The organism is Streptomyces sp. NPDC056296, assembly GCF_042268605.1.
Classification (GTDB): domain Bacteria; phylum Actinomycetota; class Actinomycetes; order Streptomycetales; family Streptomycetaceae; genus Streptomyces.
This window is the reverse complement of sequence record NZ_JBHJRX010000100.1, coordinates 1-18,352: the sequence shown is the minus strand read 5'-3', so window position 1 is coordinate 18,352 and position 18,352 is coordinate 1. Positions and strand designations below refer to the sequence as shown.

The window sequence follows — 18,352 nt, the reverse complement described above, 5'->3', positions numbered from 1 at the left end:
GCCCGAGCACTGCTCGGGCGGGGCCGCTGCCGTGGGCTCAGTGCCAGCTCTCGTCGTCGGAGCCGTTGGCCGAAGCGGCGTGCCGGTGAGTGACGCGGACGTCCATCATTTTCCCCCATGTACCGACAGTGATGTTCGAAATCCTGGAGCACACGCTAACGCACTCGGTTTTCCCCTCATTATCGAACGGATTACCCTCCCTGTTTTCCCGTCGGCCGATTCCCCTCGGGCAGTTCGGCGAGCGCGGCCCGGGCCCTCCGTATCCACGCCTCCACACCGATGCGTTCGAAATTGGCCAATGCTCCGAGGAAATTGCGCCGAGCCTCCTGGAAATCGCCGCATTGCAGACCGGTCGTGCCGAGCGCGAGTTTGATGCGTCCCTCGACGAGCGCGCTGTCCACCAGGGCCGCCGTCTCCAGCGCCTGCCGCAGCGTGACCCGCGCCTGCTCCCACCGTCCGGCGCCCATCCGGGCCTCACCGAGCGCCAGCAGCCCATGGGCCAGCCCCAGCATGTCCAGCCGGTTCCGCACGATGTGGATGACCCGGAGCAGGGCCTCCTCGGCGAAGTCGTACTCCCGGCGGGCCAGGTGCACCCGGGCCAGCCGGTGGGTGCCCAGCGCCAGGCTGCGGGCGCCGCCCTCGCCGATCTCGGCGGAGACCCGTACCGACTCCTCGCTCAGCCGCAGCGCCTCGTCGATGTCGTCCCGGTCCAGGCAGATCTGCGCCATGTTGTTCAGCGCGTGGGCCTCCGAGGAGCGGTCGCCGACCGCGCGGAAGACCTCCAGCGCCGCGGTGCTGTACCGCATCGCGGTGTCCAGTTCGCCGCGCATCTCGTCGATCATCGCCATGTTCCGCAGCACCAGGGCCCCGCCGTGTTCCTCTCCCGCCCGTCCGTGCAGGTCCCGTGCCCGGGTGAACAGGCCGTACGCCGTGGTGAAGTCCCGCTGGCGCATTTCCAGCGCGCCGAGAGCGTGCAGCATCGCCGCCTCGCCGCGGGCGTTGCCCGCGGCACGGGCCGCGGCCAGGGAGCGCTCCGCGCACTCGCGCCAGTCGTCGAGGTAGTTGCGGGTCTCGAAGAGCACCAGGAGGCAGAGGGTGAGGTCCCAGGCGAACTCGTCCATGCCGGCGTCGGCCGCCCGGGCGACGACCGCGCTCAGCGAGAGCCGCTCGGCCTCCAGCCAGTCCAGCGGTCGGGCCAGCAGGAGGTCGGTCAGCTCCGGCGGCAGCCGGTGCGGGACCGCGGTGCCGTGGATGATGCTGAAGTCCCCGCCGAAGGAACGGCGGTGGGCCTCGGCCGCGAGGAAGAGGTACGTGCGGAACACCCTGTCCAGGACGGCCCGTCGCTCCTCGGCGCTCTCCTCCTGCGCACTCTCCCTCGCGAACAGCCGCAGCAGGTTCTGGAACCGGTAGCGCGTGTGCCCGGACAGGTCCTGGCCGATCACGTCGAGGAACTGCGCGTCGACCAGCTCCTCGATGAGCCGTTCCCCGGTGTAGAGGTCGGTGTCGAGCAGGGCGGCGGCCACCCAGGAGGAGAAGTCCGGCACGTCCAGCAGGCCGAGTCTTCGGTAGAGCCGCGCGGTCTGTTCGGCCAGACCCCGGTAGGTCAGCGCGAAGCTGGCCCGTACCTGCGACTCGCCCTGGCTCAGTTCGTCCAGCCGCAGCCGCTCGTCGCTGAGCCGGCGCACCAGATGCTCCACGGTCCAGTGCGGCTTCGAGGCGAGCCGGGCCCCTGCGATGCGCAGTGCCAGCGGCAGCAGGTCGCACAGCTCGGCGAGGGTGGCGGCGGCGACCGGTTCGGCGGTGACGCGTTCCTCGCCGACGATGCCGCTCAGCAGCTCGACCGCCTCGTAGGTGGAGAGCGGCCCGAGCCGCACCCAGGCGCGCGGCGGCCAGGCCACCAGCTCTGACAACTGCTCGCGCCCCGTGACCAGCACACAGCAGCCGTCGCCGCTCGGCAGCAACGGGCGCACCTGGGCGTAACTGCGCACGTTGTCCAGTACGACGAGTACCCGGCGGTCGGCGAGCAGGCTCCGGTAGAGCGCGGCCCGCTCCTCCGGCTCGGCGGGTATCCGTCCCGCGGGCACGGACAGGGACCGCAGGAAGCGGCTGAGTACCTCGTCGGCGGTGGTCGGCTCCAACTGCTCGTCGTAGCCGTGGAGGTCGGCGAAGAGCTGGCCGTCGGGGAAGCGGTCCGCGACGCTGTGCGCCCAGTGGATCGCGAGTCCCGTCTTGCCGACCCCGGCGACGCCGGTGATCAGTCCGGTGGCCGGGCCGCGGGGGGCACCGTGGGTGTCGAGCAGCTCGCCCAGCAGGGCCAGTTCCTCCTTGCGGCCGGCCAGCCTCGGCACGCCGGGCGGGAGCTCCAGCGGGTCGCCGACCGGGCTCGGTCCGGGTACCTGGTCGTCCTCGGGGTCGGGCACCGACAGCGACTGTTCGTCCTGCAGGATGGCGTCGCGCAGTTCGGTCAGGGCGGGGCCGGGCTCGATGCCCAGTTCCTCCAACAGCGCCCGTCGGCCCTCCTGGAAGCTCTCCAGCGCCTCGGCCCGCCGGCCGGAACGGTACTGCGCGGTGATCAGCTGGTGGCGGGCGCGTTCGCGCAGCGGGTGGCGCCGGACCATCGCCGCGAGGTCGGGCAGCACACGCTGGTGGTCGCCCAGTTGCAGGCGTACGGCGGTGGCGTCCTCGAAGGCGTTGAGGCGTAGTTCCTCCAGCCGCTGCGCCTCGTCCTCCACGCGCGGGCCGTCGACGCCGGCCAGCGGGCGCCCGCGCCACAGCCGCAGCGCGTCCGCGTAGGCGCGGGACGCCTCGGGCAGCCGTTCCTCGCGCACCGCCGTCTCGGCCATGGTGATCAGCTCGGTGAACTCGGACGTGTCCAGGGTGTGGTGGCCCAGCCGAAGGAGGTACCCGGGGTGGACCGTGACGATGACCTCCTCGGCACAGCCCGCGTTCTTGAACGCCTTGCGCAGGGCCGCGATGCAGATGGAGACCTGGGTGCGCGCCGTGGCGGGCGGGTGCTCGTTCCACACCGAGTCGATCAGCGCGTCGACCGGGACGACCCGGCCGGGGCTGAGGAGCAGGAGGGTGAGAATCGTGCGGTGCCGTGGTCCGCCCAGCGGCACCTGGACATCTCCGACGCGTACTTCCGGTGGCCCCAGGATTCGGAACTCCAGCCGTTTCTCCATGCTCCCCTTGATCCCCGTAGATCTCGGACAGGTAGGAGCAGTATCCCTGTCACCATCGGAATTCGACGGATTGCCCCCAGGAACACGATACGACGGAGGAGGAAGCTACTGTCCGGTAGAAGAGCGCTAACCGGCAGTAACGGAAACAGAGTTCACGCAAAGACGTCTCTTCCGAACGCTGCGGGAATAAAGCTGAGTACCGCTCAGCTCTTCCGAGGGCGGCCGAGGGCGGCCGGGAGTCCCCCTGCCAATTCCTGGACTCCCGGCTTCGCCAATTGTTCGCCCCGTCAGCCCCGGTGCGCCGCGCCGGGGCCGCCCCGTCGGCCCACGGAGCGCTTCGTGCCGTTCGGCCACAGCCTCGGTTTCCGCTTCGCCGCCAGGTCCTCGACCCAGCCCACCGCGAGGACCATCAGGCCGATGAGCGGCCAGACGAGGGCGAACATCCAGATCGTGTACGCGCTGTCGAGGGCACCGACCGCGCGCTCGCTCTGCATGAAGGGCAGTTGGTAGGCGAGGTCGATGATCGGGACCGTCGCCATGATCAGCAGGTTGTGCCACAGGTAGATGGTGACCGCGCGGTTGTTGGAGAGGGTCACCAGTTTGTCCCACTTGGCCAGCCGGCCCGGGAGTTCCCGCCAGGACGGGGAGTACTGGAGCAGGATCACGACGAACCCGAACGACCAGGTGGCCTGGGCCAGCGGGATGTCGTTGAGGTCCCAGCCGTCGGGGCCCAGGTGGTTCGAGGCCCACCACAGGCCGAAGGCCATGATCAGGGACGCGCAGGAGACGGAGACGTACCGCGGGATCTGCTTCAGCAGGCCCTCGTGGTGGGCGAAGCCCAGGACCCAGCAGCCGCCGTAGACCGCGAAGTCGGTGACCGCGTTGCCCGTCTCCCCGGGAATGGTCACCACGCCCGTGCCGACGATCGCCGTCAGGCCGAGCGGCGCGAGCAGCGTCGGCCAGGGGGCCTTGCGGAACAGCCAGAGCAGCAGCGGGGAGGCGATGACGAACCACAGGTAGGCGCGCAGGTACCACAGCGGCCCCGCGGCCTGCACCGCCCAGGTGTCCTCCAGCAGGCCGGACTTGGAGCCGATGTGCCAGGGGTAGGGCGGTGCGCCGATCGGCACGATGTAGTTGAACAGCTCGACCAGGCCCCACGTGCCCCCGCGGTTCGGGTCGTCCGTCGGGTTCCAGCCGTTCATGAACATCATCGCGAGCACGACCGCGGCGAACGCCCACATCGGCGGCAGGAGGCGGCGCACGCGTCCGCGGATCACGCCCATCGCCGGACGCTTCAGCGAACGCGCCATCAGCGAACCCGCCAGCGCGAACATCACGCCCATCGACGGGAACACCACCGACAGCCAGGCCCAGCCGAACAGGTGGTACACCACGACGCGGACCAGGGCGATGGAGCGCAGCAGGTCCAGGTACCGGTCGCGGCCCGGCTTCTTGGCGGCCGGGGCGGGAGCGTGCTCGGGTGCGGGCTCGGTGACGGGCTCGGGTGCGGGCTCCGTCGTGCGCTGCTGCGGGACGGCGTACGGCATCCCCGCGGTCCCGTACGGGTCCGCCCCGGTCGGGTGGCCCGCGTACGGGTCGGCCCCGTTCGGGTCCCCCGCGTACGACGTTCCGTACGGGCCGGCCGGCTCCGGGTTCGTACCCGTACCGGTCGTGTATCCGTGGGTCATGCCACGGGCCTCCGATCATCGCTGCCCCGCGAAGCCTGGCGCGGCACCGAGCCGCCGGGCGCCCCGACCACGCCGGTGCGCCGGAGCTTCTGCCAGCGCAGGCGGCCGCCGGTGAGCGCGGTGATCCAGGACTGGAGCAGCACTACGTACATGAGCTGGCGGTAGAGGATCTGCTGGAGCGGCAGCGAGATCAGGTGGGTCATGCGTTCGCGGTCGAGACGGAAGGCGTACGCCGCGCAGACCGCCTGGATGGCCAGGACGCCCAGCCACGCCACGATCGTCTTCTGGGTCGGGCCGAAGACGATGCCGTAGAGCAGGAAGACGTCGATCAGCGGGGCCAGCAGCGGGGCCAGGACCATGAACAGGGAGACGAAGGGCAGGCCCACGCGGCCGAAGCGGCCCGAGGGGCCCTTCTCGATCACCGCGCGGCGGTGCTTCCAGATGGCCTGCATGGTGCCGTAGGACCAGCGGTAGCGCTGGGACCACAGCTGCTGGACGGTCTCGGGGGCCTCGGTCCAGGCGCGGGCGTTCTCGGCGTAGACCACGCGCCAGCCGGCGCGGTGCAGCGCCATGGTGACGTCGGTGTCCTCGGCGAGCGTGTCGTCGCTCATGCCGCCGATCGGTGCCAGCGCCGAGCGCCGGAAGGCGCCCACCGCGCCGGGGATGGTCGGCATGCAGCCGAGGATGTCGTACATCCGGCGGTCCAGGTTGAAGCCCATCACGTACTCGATGTGCTGCCAGGCGCCGATGAGGCTGTCCTTGTTGCCGACCTTCGCGTTGCCCGCCACGGCGCCCACCTTCGGGTCGCCGAAGGGCTGGACGAGTTCGCGGACGGTGGACGGCTCGAAGACGGTGTCGCCGTCCATCATGACGACGATGTCGTAACGGGCGTTCGCCAGACCGCGGTTCAGCGCCGCCGGCTTGCCCGCGTTGAGCTGGCGGATCACCCGGACGTTGGGCAGGCCCATCGCCTCGACGATCCGGGCCGTGCCATCGCTGGAGCCGTCGTCGACGACGATGACCTCGACGGGATGGTCACTGGCCATCAGGGAGAGGACGGTGTTCTCGATGCACTTGGCCTCGTTGTACGCCGGCACCAGCACCGTCACCGGTTCGGTCACCGGCGGGCCCCAGCGGAAGCCCTTGCGGCGGACCCGGCGGGCGTGGACGCCGGAGAGGAGCAGCATCAGCACGAAGCGGCTGATGACCAGGGTTCCGATGATCGCCAGGCCCACCACCAGGCCGTCGGTGATCTTCTCCGAGGCCTGGACGAGGAAGACCCAGGCCTTGCCCTTCCACAGTTCGGCGCCGGTCACCGGGCTCATCGCGCTGGGCGCGTCGAGGGCCTCGGTGAGGTTGTCGAACTCGTAGCCCTTCTTCTGCAGGTCGGGCAGGAACCTGTCCAGCGCCGCGACGGTCTGGCTGCGGTCGCCGCCCGAGTCGTGCATCAGGACGATGGCGCCCTCGCCGCCCTTGGGCGTGGCGCGGCGGATGATCTCGTCGACGCCGGGCCGCTTCCAGTCCTCGCTGTCGGTGTTGTTGACGACGGTGATGTAGCCGCGGCTGCCGATGTACTCGGTGACCGGCCAGGACTTGTTGTCCATGGCGTCGGAGAAGGAGGAGTACGGCGGGCGGAAGAGCGAGGTGCGGATGCCCGCCGCGCCGGTGATCGCCAGCTGGTTCTGCGACAGCTCCCAGTCGATGCGCTTCTTGGACTGGAAGGAGAGGTCGGGGTGGTTGAAGGTGTGCAGGCCGACCTCGTGGCCCTCGTCGACCATGCGCTTGACGAGGTCGGGGTAACGGGAGGCCATGGTGCCGGTGACGAAGAAGACGGCGTGCGCGTCGTGCTTCTTCAGCACGTCCAGCACCCGCGGCGTCCAGGTCGGGTCCGGGCCGTCGTCGAACGTGAGGACCAGGTGGTGGTCGGGCACGCTCAGGCTCTCGGTGCGGCCGCCGCGGGCGTCGATGACCGGGCCGCCCTCCAGGATCTTCTCCGGGACCTGGTCGGTGGCGGCGGGCGGCTGGACGCGGTGGTCGGCGAGGATCTCGCTGTGCACGTATCCGCGCAGCATGAGCATGGCCGCCAGGGCGACCAGGACGAGCAGCGGAAGCAGCAGACGCAGGGGCAGGCGGCGGCGCCGGGCGCCTTCACGGGCGCTGCGCGCGGCCCCGTGACGGCGGGTGCGGGATGCCATCAGAGGGTGTTCTCCGGGGACAGGGAAGGGGACGTGAGGGTGGTGTCCGGGCCGGCGACGACGGGCTCGTCGACGGGCCCGGCGGCGGAGAGGGGATCGCTCGCGCCGTTGGCGGCCGTGTCGCCGCCCGGGTCGGTGCCCGTGGTGGGGTCGACGGTGGGCGCGGTCGGATCGACCGTGGGGTCGCCGCCGCCGGCCGGGGTCGACGGGTCCGTGGTGGCGGGCGGCGGAGCCTGCGTCGACTGCGTCGGGTCCGGGTCGGTCGCGCCGCCGCCGCCCGGCTGCGTGCCGGCCCCGGTCTCCGAGGGCTCGGGGTCGGCGCTGGTGCCGGGCTGCCGCGCGGTGTCCGAGGCACCGGGCGCGGGGGCGTCGGCACCCGGCGCCGTGGTCACGCCGGTGCCGACGGAGGGGCTGACCTGCGGAGCGGCGCTGCCGGTGCCGGAGGGCCGCGCCGACTGCGAGGGCAGCGGGGTGGTGTCGACCTGGCCGGCCGGCTTGCCCTCCTGCTGGCCCTCCACGGGCAGCCAGGGTGCGTTGGAGTTGCCGGACAGCAGCGTGGAGACGATGACGACGGCGTAGACCGCGCAGGCGACGCCGACGGCGATACCGAGCCGGCGGTAGAGGCGGCTGCGGCGTCCGGACGCGTCGACGAACACCGGTCCGTCGGACTCGCGTTCCGGGCGGCTCTTACGGTGCCCGCTGTCGGCCCGGCGGATCACGCCGTCACCGAGCTGGACGGCGTCGAGCTGGACCGTCACCTCGTGCGGGTCGTGGGTGTGATCGCCGGTGTTCGCGTCGGCATCGGCGCCCGGGGTGTCCTGCCAGGGGTCGCGAAGGGCGGCGGTGGCGGGGCCGGGCGCGGTCATGGGGAAGACGCGGGTCGGGGTCGCCGCCGGGGCCACGGGGGCCGCGGGGAGGATGTCCGTCCTGTCGGCGTCCGGGCCGGTGCCGGTCTGGGCGGTGCCGGTCTGGGCGGTGCCGGTCGTCGCCGTGCCCTCGGGGCCCTTACCGGCCGGGGTCGGCCTGGTCGGGCTCGTCCTGGTCGGGGCCGGGGTTTCCTCGTTCGGTTTCGCCCCGGCCTGGTTGGTCCCGCCCCAGGTTATCCGCCCCTGGCCGAACGGATCACCGACCCGGCCCCGGTCCGTACGGTCTGCGCCCACCGGGCTCCCACCCACGGGGCTTCCGCCTATTCGGTTCCTCCCTATTCGGGAACCGAGGATCTCCGTCTCGTCGGCATCCGACGACGGCTGTGCGGCGTTGCGCGGCACCTCCGCCCCGGCGGCGGCGCCCGCAGAGCCGGAGCCCCCGAACCACCCCGCGCCGGGCCCGCCGGGCCCGGCGAACCCGCCGAACCCGTCGGCCCGGGCGGACCGGGTGGGCTGGGCGGACGGCGCTCCGGCCGTCGGGAACTCCCCGGCCGTCGGGGACTCCCCGGTCACCGGGAAGGCCCGGGTCGCCGGGAACACCTCGGTGGCGTCCGCATCCTGTCTCGCCTCCGGGAGATCACGCATCCCGGACGCGGCCTGGGGCCACTCCGGTTGGGCGTCTTTTTGCCATTTCTTCACGCGCACGCACTTCCCCCCGAGGGACAGTTCCGGGTGCGCGTACGACTCCGAGCACCCGTCGGCCGAACCGGCCCCCACCAGGTTCGAGCGCCCCCTGTACCACACCGTGCTCAGGCCACGAATGTAGCGCACGCGGAGGATGTGTGGTTGCCGCGTGTCAGTTGTGGACGGACATCACAGCGGCGTCGGCGGCCGGAATCCAGCCTCCGGCGGGCCTGCGGAGCCAGCCCTCCTCGGCCGCGACCTGGGCAGCCGCCCGGCGCAGCGCGTCGAACGCGGGGTGCGCCAGCCCCTTTCGCCAGACAAGTGACACCGGCGACAGCGGCACGGGATCGACGAGCGGGCGCACCACGGTCGACGCCATGGCCGGAAAGCTCACCACGGCGAGGATCGGATTGCGCGTCTTGTCCATGATCCGCTGGAATTCCTCCTCCCCGACGGCCAGCGGCGCGGGTGCGGCCACTTCGATGCCGCGCCCCTCGAACAGGCGGTGCGCGAGGTCGGTCCACTCCGATGTCCGCGCGTTGCCGGCCCCGGCGTACACGGTCTCGCCGACAAGCGCGGCGAGCGGCACCCGGGGCAGCCCGGCCAGCGGGTGGTCCTCGGGCAGGACCAGGGCCATGGGCTCGTAGCGGACGGGTTGGTGGCCGAGACCGGCCCGCAGCGCCGGGGAGAGGCCCGCGAACCGGCCGAAGGAGACGTCGAGGCGGCCCGCGAGCAGCTCGGCGGCGGCGTAGGTCAGCCCGCTCTCGTAACGCGCCATCAACTCCTCCCCGGGCGCGAGCCCGCGGGCACGCTCCAGGACCAGGCGACCGGTGACCAGTCCCGGGGAGTTGAGGTCGACCAGCAGCGGGCGGGCCTGTCCGAAGGCGGCCAGGAGGTCGTCCTGGGCCTGGAGGACGCGACGGGCGTACGGCAGCAGCCGCTCGCCGTCGGCCGTCAGGGTCACGTGCCGGGTGGTCCGGACGAACAACTCGGCGCCCAGTTCCCGCTCCAGGCGTCGTACGTCCCTGCTGAGCGCCTGCTGGGCGACGTACAGGCGGGCGGCGGCCCGGGTGAAGTGCAGGTCCTCGGCGACGGTGACGAAGGCGCGCAGGAGGCGGGGGTCGAGGTGAACGGGTGCGGGCATCCGGCGAATTTACAACGGGAGTGCGTGAATGGGAACGGAGAAGGTGTTGGACCCCTTGGTCACCCCCGGGCGACGGTAAGTGCATGCCGCAACCGACCTACGAACGCCCGTCCTCCCGGACCCCCTTCCTCGCCGTCACCGCCGACACCCTGGTCGCCGCCGACTTCGGCCCGCGCACCCGGCGTCGGCCGCCCGGCCCGTACCGGCGCCTCCTCGCCATACCCGGCGCCCGAGCGTTCACGATCGGGAATCTCATGGCGCGGCTGCCCATGGGCATGTTCAGCGTGAGCGCGGTCGTGATGATCGCCGGCACCCGTGGTTCGTACGCCCTCGCCGGCGCCGTCACCGCGACGGGGCTGGCAGCGACGGCGCTGGTCGCCCCGTGGACGGCGCGGCTGGTGGACCGGCACGGCCAGGCCCGGGTGGCGCTGCCCGCCACCCTGATCGCGGCCCTGGGCTCGCTCGCGCTGCTGCTGTGCGTCCGGTACGACGCGCCCGCCTGGACGCTGTTCGCCGCGTACGCCGCCACCGCCACGACGCCCAACACCGGCGGCATGGCCCGCGCCCGCTGGGCCCACCTGCTGAAGGGCCACGAAGCCGACAAGGGTGGCACGGGCAGCACGGGCGCCGCCGACGCCCTGCACACCGCGAACTCCTTCGAGCAGGCCGCTGACGAGCTGTGCTTCATGCTCGGGCCGGTCCTCGCGGCCTTCCTGTGCACGGCGTTGTTCCCGGAGGCGGGCACGCTGGTCGGCGTGGTGCTGCTGGTGAGCGGCATGCTGCTGTTCACCGCCCAGCGCTCGACCGAACCGCCGGCCCGGCCGAGCCCGACGGCGAAGGCCCCCTTCCGCGTCCCGGGGATCCCGCCGCTGCTGGTGGTGTGCCTGGCGATGGGCGGGGTGTTCGGGGCCATGGAGGTCGTCACGATCGCGTTCGCGGACGCACAGGGGCATCGTGCGGCGGCCGGGGTGGTCCTCGCGCTGCAGGCGGCCGGTTCCTGCGCGGCGGGTCTGCTGTACGGCGCGATGAAGCCGGCCGGTCCGGCCGAGCACCGTCTGCCGTGGTGTGTCGCGGCGATGACGGCCCTGCTGACGCTGCCGCTGCTCGCGGCGTCCCTCACCGGCTCGCTGCCGCTGCTGGCGCTGACGCTGCTGGTCGCCGGGATGGCCACCGCCCCGACGATGGTCACCACCATGACGCTGGTCCAGCAGCGCACCCCGGAGGGCCGCCTGAACGAGGGCATGACCCTTGCGGTGACCGGCCTGCTCGGCGGCATCGCCTGCGGCAGCGCGGCGGGCGGCTGGACGGTGGAACACGCCTCCCCCACGGCCGCCTACGGCGTACCGGTCACGGCGGCCGCGGTGGCCCTGCTGCTGGCCCTGGCACCGGCTCGGGGCGCGGCGGGGCGGCCGCGGACATGACGGCCGCGGGACATGACGAAGGCCCCGCCGCGCTGGTGCGGCGGGGCCTTCGCCCACATGGGAACTGTGGAGATGGCGGGAATCGAACCCGCGTCCAACGGTGCGGAACCAGGGCTTCTCCGTGTGCAGTCCGCTTCGATTTTCTCAGCCCCGGAGATCACGCGGACAAGTCTCCGACGGGCTCAGTCACTGTTTGGTTTCCCTCTTCACCCCGTGACCGGGATCAAGGTTTAGTCCCCTAGCTGATGCCAGGATCCGGGTCGGGAACAGCCCCGGGCTGACACTCCCTTAGTAGGAGGCTCGCTTCGCTACCTGAGGTCAGGCAGCGAGGGCGAAGGCCTGCTGGGAGGAATCGCGCTTGGTGTTGGCGATTATTTTTTTCGGCCTGTGGTTTACGAGATCATGGCCGCTTCCTCGACACGCTTCCCCTGCTTCGACATCCGCTGTCGAAACCGATCATCCCCATGTTGCTGTGTTTAATTTACAACAGTTCAATCCCTCCGAGGAGGGGCGCGCACCCGCTGTGGGGTGCAGATGCCATCCTACGTGACCAACGCACGCACGTGCCAGCCTATTCCCCGGGGGGTCAGGCCCGCTGCTTGCGCCGGATCGCCGAGATCGTCCGCTCCGCCTCGCGGCGGTCCTGCTTCTCCCGGAGGGTCTGGCGCTTGTCGTACTCCTTCTTGCCGCGCGCCAGCGCGATCTCGACCTTCGCCCGGCCGTCCTTGAAGTACAGCGCCAGCGGAACGATCGTGTGACCGGTCTCCTGAGACTTCGCCTCCAGCTTGTCGATCTCCACGCGGTGCAGCAGCAGCTTCCGCTTGCGGCGGGCACTGTGGTTGGTCCAGGTGCCCTGGCTGTACTCGGGCACGTGCACGTTGTGCAGCCACGCCTCGTGTCCGTCCAGCTGCACGAAGCCGTCGGCCAGCGACGCCCGTCCCTGGCGCAGCGACTTCACCTCGGTCCCGGACAGGACAAGACCGGCCTCGTAGGTGTCGAGGATCTGGTAGTCGTGCCGCGCCTTCTTGTTCTGCGCGATCAGCTTGCGCCCTTTTTCCTTAGCCATAGTGCCGCCCATTTTCGCACTACGGAGGGGGTCCGCGGAAAGCCGATTACGCGGTCGGTCCCAGGCCGCTCAGTACCGTACGGGCCCGTTCCAGGGCGGCCGGGTCCGTCGGGTCGACCTCCAGGTCGGGCGTGATGCCCGTGCCGTCGACGCCGCGGCCCGAGGGAGTGCGGTAGTGCCCGACGGTCAGCTCGGCCACCGAGCCGCCGGGCAGCCGGCTCGGCATCTGCACCGAACCCTTGCCGAAGGTGCGCGAGCCCAGGACGACCGCCCGTCCGCGGTCCTGAAGGGCTCCGGTCAGCAGTTCGGCCGCGCTCATCGTGCCGCCGTCGACGAGCGCGACCAGGGGTCTGGCGGTGTCGCCGCCGGATTCGGCGTGCAGGGCCCGCTGGTCGCCGTCGACGTCGTACGTGGCGACCAGGCCGCCGTCGAGGAAGGCGGAGGCGGCGGTGACGGCCTCGGTGACCAGGCCGCCGGAGTTGCCGCGCAGGTCGAGGACGACCCCGGCGCCGGACGGCAGCCGCTCCACGGCACCGCGCACCTGATCGCCGACGCCCTTGGTGAAGGAGAGGACCTTGACGACCGTGACGCCGCCCGCGAGCGTGCGCACGGTCACCGGGTCCGTGGAGAGCCTGGCCCGGCGTACGGTCTCGGTCCACGCGCGCGTGCCGCGTTCCAGGCCGAGCCGGACGGCGGTACCGGCGGCCTCCTGCTCGGTGTCGCCGCGCAGTATGGAGACGACCTCCGTGACGGGGCGCCCGTCGACCCGCTCGCCGTCGACGCTGCGCAGCCGGTCGCCCTCGCGGATCCCGGCACCGGCGGCGGGCGAGCCGGAGCGCACCTCGGTGACCTCGATGCGGCCGTCGCGCTCGCGGCGCGCGGAGAGCCCGACGCCGGTGTAGCGGCCGTCGAGGGCGTCCTCCAACTCCTCGTACTCGCCCCGGGAGTAGACGGCGCCCCAGCGGTCCCCGCTGCGGCTGACGGCGCGCTCGGCGGCCTCCTCGGGGGACTTGCCGTCGGCCATCGCCTCGGCGGCCGCCCGCGCGACGTCGGCGTGTTGAGCGGGCCGGCCCTGCTGACCGGCCACCGGCGTCGTGTCGGACGCCGGCTTCCGGTCGCCCTCGGGGAACGAGCCGGTGGCCGCTCCGGCGACGAGCACGCTCGCGAACACCAAGGTCAGGGCGGCGCCGTGGCGTACGCGACGGGGCTGACAGAACAGGTCACGACCTGACATGCCGGTGAGTCTAGGACAACGCGAGAGGGCCGCACGGTCGCTTGACCGTTCGGCCCTCTTGGTATGTGTCACACCTTCAGGTACTTGCGCAGCGCGAAGAACGCGGCCAACGCGGGCATCAGCAGGCTGGTGGCCAGGATGAGCGGAAGCTTCGTCAGCAGGGCGTCCCAGCCGATGAAGTCGATCAGGGCCAGCTTGTCGGCCAGGGCGAGCCCGTGGTCGATGATGAAGTACCGCGCGGTCACCAGGAAGCCGCAGGCGACCGCGCCGCCGATGAGCCCGGCGACCGCCGCCTCCATGATGAACGGCGCCTGGATGTAGAAGCCCGAGGCGCCGACCAGTCGCATGATGCCGGTCTCGCGCCGCCGGCTGAACGCCGAGACGCGCACCGTGTTGACGATCAGCATCAGCGCGACGACCAGCATGAGCGCCATCACCGCGCGTGCCGCCCAGTTCATGCCGTTGAGGAGCTCGAAGAGGTTGTCCAGGGTCGCGCGCTGGTCCGCGACGGACTGCACGCCGTCCCGGCCGTCGAAGGCGGTCGCGATGACCTGGTACTTCTCCGGGTCCTTCAGCTTGATCCGGTACGACTCCTGCATCTGGTCCGGCGTGAGCGAGCTGGCCAGCGGCGAGTCGCCGAACTGGTCCTTGTAGTGCTTGTACGCCTCGTCCTGCGACTCGTACGTCACCTTGTCCACGACCGACAGCTCTTCGAGGTCGGCGAGGATCTGCTTCTTCTGGTCGTCGGTCACCGCGCCCTTGGCACAGGCGGGATCGGACTTCGCGTCGCTCTTGTTGCAGAGGTAGACGGTGACGTTGACCTTGTCGTACCAGTAGCCCTTCATGGTGTTGACCTGGTCGCTCATCAGCAGCGAACCGCCGAACAGGGCCAGGGACAGGGCGACGGAGACGATGACGGCGAAGGTCATCGTCAGATTGCGGCGAAGACCGACACCGATCTCCGAGAGCACGAACTGGGCGCGCATGGCGTCTCGTTAAGCCTTTCCGTTCCTCGTCAGTGCTGGTAGCCGTAGACGCCGCGTGCCTGGTCGCGGACGAGGCGGCCCTTCTCCAGCTCGATGACGCGCTTGCGCATCTGGTCCACGATGTTCTGGTCGTGGGTGGCCATGATCACGGTGGTGCCCGTCCGGTTGATGCGGTCGAGCAGCTTCATGATGCCGACGGAGGTCTGCGGGTCGAGGTTGCCGGTGGGTTCGTCGGCGATCAGCAGCTTGGGCCGGTTGACGAACGCGCGCGCGATGGCGACGCGCTGCTGCTCACCGCCGGACAGCTCACCGGGCCTGCGGTCCTCCTTGCCGCCGAGCCCGACGAGGTCGAGCACCTGCGGCACGGACTTGCGGATCTCGCCGCGGGACTTGCCGATGACCTCCTGGGCGAAGGCGACGTTCTCGCCGACCGTCTTGTTCGGCAGCAGGCGGAAGTCCTGGAACACCGTCCCCAGCTGGCGCCGCATCTGCGGCACCTTCCAGTTGGACAGGCGGGCGAGGTCCTTGCCCAGAACGTGCACCTGTCCGTGGCTGCACCGCTCCTCGCGGAGGACCAGCCGCAGGAAGGTGGACTTGCCCGAACCGGAGGACCCCACGAGGAAGACGAACTCGCCCTTCTCGACCTCCAGGGAGACATCCCTGAGGGCTGGGTGGTTCTGTTTGGGGTAGACCTTGGAGACGTTGTCGAATCGGATCACGAATGCACCACGGGTCGCCGGGGGTAGATGTGCGTGACCATACGCGAACCGGGGAGCCGACCGCAGTCACCGGTCGGGGTTGTGTATCAGTTGCGCGTTTTGTCCCTGGAGGGAGGGCGCGCGGGGTCCCCCGGAACCTGGCACAGTGGAAGGGGGAACGTTCGCGTCGGTGCGGGCGTTGTCCTGACGGAGCCGGCGGCAAGGAGGGTGAGCGCATGACGTACGACCGGTTGGTGTGCGCGAACTGCGCGGCGCCCGTGAGTGAGGGCCGGTGCCCGGTGTGCCGGGCGAACCGCGAGCGACTGCAGCAGGGGAACTTCTTCGCGGGGCTGAATCCGATGACGCTGATCGCACTGCTGGCGGTGCTGATCGCGGCGGTGGCCCTGCTGGCCCACCAGACCGCCTGACACCCCGCGGAGGGCCCTGCGGGCCCCCGTACACGGTCACAGAAGGGGCCCGGAGCGCGATGTGCGCTCCGGGCCCCTTCGCGTGCGTGCGGGGCGCGTACGCGGTGCGTACGCGTACGGCTACCGTCAGGCAGCCGCGCCGCGGCCGTTCATCATGCGCGGCAGCAGGCGGAAGCCGATGCCACCGGCGATCATCGTGGCGGCGCCGACCAGCAGGAACGTGGTCTCCGCGGCGCCGGTCTCGGCGAGCTCGTCACCGCTGCCCTGGGCGGCGGTGTCGGAGGCCTGGGCCTCTTCGCCGGTGTCGGTCAGGGCCGAGGAACCCTCGTCCTGGGTGACGTTGTCGTTGCTGCCGCCGTCGGGGGTGGTGTTGTCGCCGCCACCGGTTCCGCCGTCGCCGCCGGTGCTGCCACCGTTACCGCCGGTGTTGCCGCCCGTGGTGTCCGAGCCGCCGTCGCCACCGGTGCCGCCGTTGTTGCCGGTGCCGCCGTTGTTGCCGGTGCCGCCGTCGGTCGTGCCACCGTCAGTGGTGCCGCCGTCGCTCGTACCACCGTCGGTGCCACCGTCCGTCGTACCACCGTCGGTGGTGCCGCCGTCCGTCGTGCCGCCGTCGGTCGTACCACCGTCGGTGCCGCCGTCAGTGGTGCCGCCGTCGGTCGTGCCACCGTCCGTCGTGCCACCGTCGGTGGTCCCGCCGTCCGTCGTGCCACCGTCGGTGGTGCCGCCGTCGGTGGTCCCACCGTTGATCAGGCCGCCGTCGGTGCCACCGTCGGTGGTCCCGCCGTCGGTGCCCGCCGAGGTGCCTTCGGTCGTGCCCTCGATCAGGCCGACGCTGGTGTTGCCATCGGTCGTACCCTCGGTGCCACCCTCGGTACCGCCCGTGGTGTCGTCATCGCCGTTGACGCCGACGCCGACGCCGACGTTGGCGTCGCCGACACCCACGCCCACGCCGATGTCGAGCGCCGAAGCGGCACCCGCGGCGGTCAGGGAGGCGCCGGCCGCGATCACTGCGCCGGCCGCTATGCGCGCGACACGGATGCGCGTCTTCTTCGTCATGTAGTTGCTACCCCCAGTAGCCGAATAGTCGGTGAGGCCGCACTCGGGGCCGTGATCAACGGGAGGTAGCTGCGTACTGAAGTCCCCCGGTTCACATGCGCCCCAGAAATACGCATGCCGCGCCTCACCCTTACGAATGTTCAAAGCAACGTCAAGGCCGTTGCGTACGCGATGTCCAGGTAAGGGACGTATGCCGGACACAAAGGGTGTGAGTGTGATGTAAAACCCAGACATCACCGGCGGAGAAGGGGCCAGAGAAAAGGCAACCGCCGCCGAAAGGGCGGCAGTTGCCTTGTCGACAAAGCGGCGTCACCGCTTAGCGCTACTTCTCCTGCTGCTTGCGCCAGCGAATGCCGGCCTCCAGGAAACCGTCGATCTCGCCGTTGAACACGGCCTCGGGGTTGCCCACTTCGTGCTCGGTGCGCAGGTCCTTGACCATCTGGTACGGGTGCAGCACGTACGAACGCATCTGGTTGCCCCAGGAGTTGCCGCCGTCGCCCTTGAGGGCGTCCATCTTGGCCTGCTCCTCCTGGCGGCGCCGCTCCAGGAGCTTGGCCTGGAGGACGTTCATCGCGGTGGCCTTGTTCTGGATCTGGGAGCGCTCGTTCTGGCAGGAGACCACGATGCCGGTGGGGAGGTGGGTGAGCCGCACCGCGGAGTCGGTGGTGTTGACGCCCTGGCCGCCGGGACCGGACGAGCGGTACACGTCCACCCGCAGCTCGGACTCGTCGATCTCGATGTGGTCGGTCTGCTCGACCACGGGGAGGATCTCGACACCCGCGAAGGAGGTCTGGCGGCGCCCCTGGTTGTCGAAGGGCGAGATGCGCACCAGGCGGTGCGTGCCCTGCTCGACGGAGAGCGTGCCGTAGGCGTACGGCGACTGCACCGCGAAGGTGGTCGACTTGATGCCGGCCTCCTCCGCGTACGACGTCTCGTAGATCTCGGTCTTGTAGCCGCGCTGCTCGGCCCAGCGCAGGTACATGCGCTGAAGCTTCTCGGCGAAGTCGGCGGCGTCCACGCCACCGGCCTCGGCGCGGATGTTGACGAGCGCCTCACGGGAGTCGTACTCACCCGAGAGCAGCGTGCGGACCTCCATCTCGTCCAGCGCCTTCTTGACGGCCGTGAGCTCGGACTCGGCCTCCGCGCGGGTGTCCGGGTCGTCCTCCTCCTCGGCCATCTCGAAGAGCACGCCGAGATCGTCGATCCGGCCGCGCAGGGCCTCGGCCTTCCGCACCTCGGCCTGGAGGTGGGAGAGCTTGCTGGTGATCTTCTGTGCCGCTTCCGGGTCGTCCCAGAGGGACGGCGCGGCCGCCTGCTCCTCGAGCACGGCGATGTCTGCCCTCAGCCTGTCGAGGTCCAGGACGGCCTCGATCGACTCCATGGTCGAGGAGAGGGACTTCAGCTCTTCGGATACATCGACGACTGCCACGCATCCAGCGTAACGGCTCCGTCCACCGGTATTCGCCGGGCCGTCACGGTGGCGACGGCCACGGCGCGACCGGCCCGGCGGAGAGCCTCACGGAGAGGCCGGTGCCGAGTTCCGCGTGTCCTGGGGCCCCGCGCCGCCCTCGTCACCGCCCGTGGCCAGCCACGTACCGACGCCGACCGCCGCCACCAGGGCGACCGCGCCCGCGCCCAGCGCCAGCCGGCGCCGCCGCGCGGTGGCGCGGTTGCGGGCCGAGCCGGGGCGCGGGGCGCCGGACG

13 protein-coding genes, 1 other RNA gene and 1 pseudogene are annotated in these 18,352 nt (G+C 71.1%); 2 read left to right on the top strand and 13 right to left on the bottom strand.

All coding sequences use genetic code 11. From position 1 onward, the window contains the following. Positions 1-191: 191 nt before the first annotated feature. The 5 genes from ACFCZF_RS39270 to ACFCZF_RS39250 all read right to left on the bottom strand — a co-directional run bounded on the left by ACFCZF_RS39270 (position 192) and on the right by ACFCZF_RS39250 (position 9,759). Positions 192-3,182 carry a BTAD domain-containing putative transcriptional regulator gene (locus ACFCZF_RS39270; RefSeq protein WP_376675740.1) on the bottom strand — a complete coding sequence of 997 codons (2,991 nt, stop codon included), beginning with the start codon at positions 3,180-3,182 and terminating at the stop codon, positions 192-194. Between the two features lie 287 nt (positions 3,183-3,469). After that, positions 3,470-4,870, bottom strand: coding sequence for an acyltransferase (locus tag ACFCZF_RS39265; protein ID WP_376675739.1), 1,401 nt, complete (start codon positions 4,868-4,870; stop codon positions 3,470-3,472). Next, entirely contained in the window at positions 4,867-7,065 is a 2,199-nt protein-coding gene (locus ACFCZF_RS39260) for a polysaccharide deacetylase family protein (protein ID WP_376675738.1), read from the bottom strand. The genes ACFCZF_RS39265 and ACFCZF_RS39260 overlap by 4 nt, the downstream gene beginning before the upstream one ends. After that, positions 7,065-8,630, bottom strand: a complete 1,566-nt coding sequence (locus ACFCZF_RS39255; RefSeq protein ID WP_376675737.1) for a hypothetical protein — start codon at positions 8,628-8,630, stop codon at positions 7,065-7,067. The genes ACFCZF_RS39260 and ACFCZF_RS39255 overlap by 1 nt, the downstream gene beginning before the upstream one ends. Positions 8,631-8,787: 157 nt before the next feature. Next, complete coding sequence (locus tag ACFCZF_RS39250) at positions 8,788-9,759, bottom strand: LysR family transcriptional regulator (RefSeq protein WP_376675736.1); 972 nt, start codon at positions 9,757-9,759, stop codon at positions 8,788-8,790. 83 nt (positions 9,760-9,842) lie between these two features. Here ACFCZF_RS39250 and ACFCZF_RS39245 point away from each other — a divergent pair, with 83 nt between their 5' ends. Next, positions 9,843-11,180: an MFS transporter gene (locus ACFCZF_RS39245; protein WP_376675735.1), complete on the top strand. Its 1,338-nt coding sequence runs from the start codon at positions 9,843-9,845 to the stop codon at positions 11,178-11,180. A 64-nt stretch (positions 11,181-11,244) separates the two neighbouring features. Here ACFCZF_RS39245 and ssrA read toward each other — a convergent pair. The 5 genes from ssrA to ftsE all read right to left on the bottom strand — a co-directional run bounded on the left by ssrA (position 11,245) and on the right by ftsE (position 15,185). Beyond that, positions 11,245-11,644, bottom strand: a transfer-messenger RNA (tmRNA) gene (ssrA, locus tag ACFCZF_RS39240). Positions 11,645-11,766: 122 nt separating this feature from the next. Further along, entirely contained in the window at positions 11,767-12,246 is a 480-nt protein-coding gene (gene smpB, locus ACFCZF_RS39235; protein WP_073723717.1) for an SsrA-binding protein SmpB, read from the bottom strand. A 46-nt stretch (positions 12,247-12,292) separates the two neighbouring features. Continuing rightward, positions 12,293-13,480 (bottom strand): S41 family peptidase, encoded by a 1,188-nt coding sequence (locus tag ACFCZF_RS39230; RefSeq protein WP_376675734.1) that lies wholly within the window; start codon positions 13,478-13,480, stop codon positions 12,293-12,295. A 68-nt stretch (positions 13,481-13,548) separates the two neighbouring features. Beyond that, a complete protein-coding gene (gene ftsX / locus ACFCZF_RS39225) occupies positions 13,549-14,466 on the bottom strand; it encodes a permease-like cell division protein FtsX (protein ID WP_375911836.1) in 918 nt (305 codons plus the stop codon). Positions 14,467-14,495: 29 nt separating this feature from the next. Continuing rightward, complete coding sequence (gene ftsE, locus ACFCZF_RS39220; protein WP_053131878.1) at positions 14,496-15,185, bottom strand: cell division ATP-binding protein FtsE; 690 nt, start codon at positions 15,183-15,185, stop codon at positions 14,496-14,498. A gap of 215 nt (positions 15,186-15,400) precedes the next feature. On the opposite strand from ftsE, the gene ACFCZF_RS39215 reads away from it, so the two are divergent. Further along, entirely contained in the window at positions 15,401-15,592 is a 192-nt protein-coding gene (locus tag ACFCZF_RS39215; protein ID WP_375911832.1) for a hypothetical protein, read from the top strand. A gap of 126 nt (positions 15,593-15,718) precedes the next feature. Here the strand turns inward: ACFCZF_RS39215 and ACFCZF_RS39210 are convergent, their stop codons facing one another. The 3 genes and pseudogenes from ACFCZF_RS39210 to ACFCZF_RS39200 all read right to left on the bottom strand — a co-directional run. Beyond that, entirely contained in the window at positions 15,719-16,648 is a 930-nt protein-coding gene (locus tag ACFCZF_RS39210; protein WP_376675733.1) for a hypothetical protein, read from the bottom strand. Between the two features lie 322 nt (positions 16,649-16,970). Then, entirely contained in the window at positions 16,971-18,077 is a 1,107-nt protein-coding gene (gene prfB / locus ACFCZF_RS39205) for a peptide chain release factor 2 (protein ID WP_376675732.1), read from the bottom strand. 87 nt (positions 18,078-18,164) lie between these two features. Continuing rightward, positions 18,165-18,352: pseudogene (locus ACFCZF_RS39200) on the bottom strand (serine/threonine protein kinase); the annotation flags it as partial.

What these genes read in the sequence shown, in the direction of transcription:
- ACFCZF_RS39270 (WP_376675740.1), bottom strand. Translation starts at nt 3,182, where the DNA reads ATGGAGAAACGGCTGGAGTTCCGAATCCTGGGGCCACCGGAAGTACGC.
- ACFCZF_RS39265 (WP_376675739.1), bottom strand. Translation starts at nt 4,870, where the DNA reads ATGACCCACGGATACACGACCGGTACGGGTACGAACCCGGAGCCGGCC.
- ACFCZF_RS39260 (WP_376675738.1), bottom strand. Translation starts at nt 7,065, where the DNA reads ATGGCATCCCGCACCCGCCGTCACGGGGCCGCGCGCAGCGCCCGTGAA.
- ACFCZF_RS39250 (WP_376675736.1), bottom strand. Translation starts at nt 9,759, where the DNA reads ATGCCCGCACCCGTTCACCTCGACCCCCGCCTCCTGCGCGCCTTCGTC.
- ACFCZF_RS39245 (WP_376675735.1), top strand. Translation starts at nt 9,843, where the DNA reads ATGCCGCAACCGACCTACGAACGCCCGTCCTCCCGGACCCCCTTCCTC.
- smpB (WP_073723717.1), bottom strand. Translation starts at nt 12,246, where the DNA reads ATGGCTAAGGAAAAAGGGCGCAAGCTGATCGCGCAGAACAAGAAGGCG.
- ACFCZF_RS39230 (WP_376675734.1), bottom strand. Translation starts at nt 13,480, where the DNA reads ATGTCAGGTCGTGACCTGTTCTGTCAGCCCCGTCGCGTACGCCACGGC.
- ftsX (WP_375911836.1), bottom strand. Translation starts at nt 14,466, where the DNA reads ATGCGCGCCCAGTTCGTGCTCTCGGAGATCGGTGTCGGTCTTCGCCGC.
- ACFCZF_RS39215 (WP_375911832.1), top strand. Translation starts at nt 15,401, where the DNA reads ATGACGTACGACCGGTTGGTGTGCGCGAACTGCGCGGCGCCCGTGAGT.
- ACFCZF_RS39210 (WP_376675733.1), bottom strand. Translation starts at nt 16,648, where the DNA reads ATGACGAAGAAGACGCGCATCCGTGTCGCGCGCATAGCGGCCGGCGCA.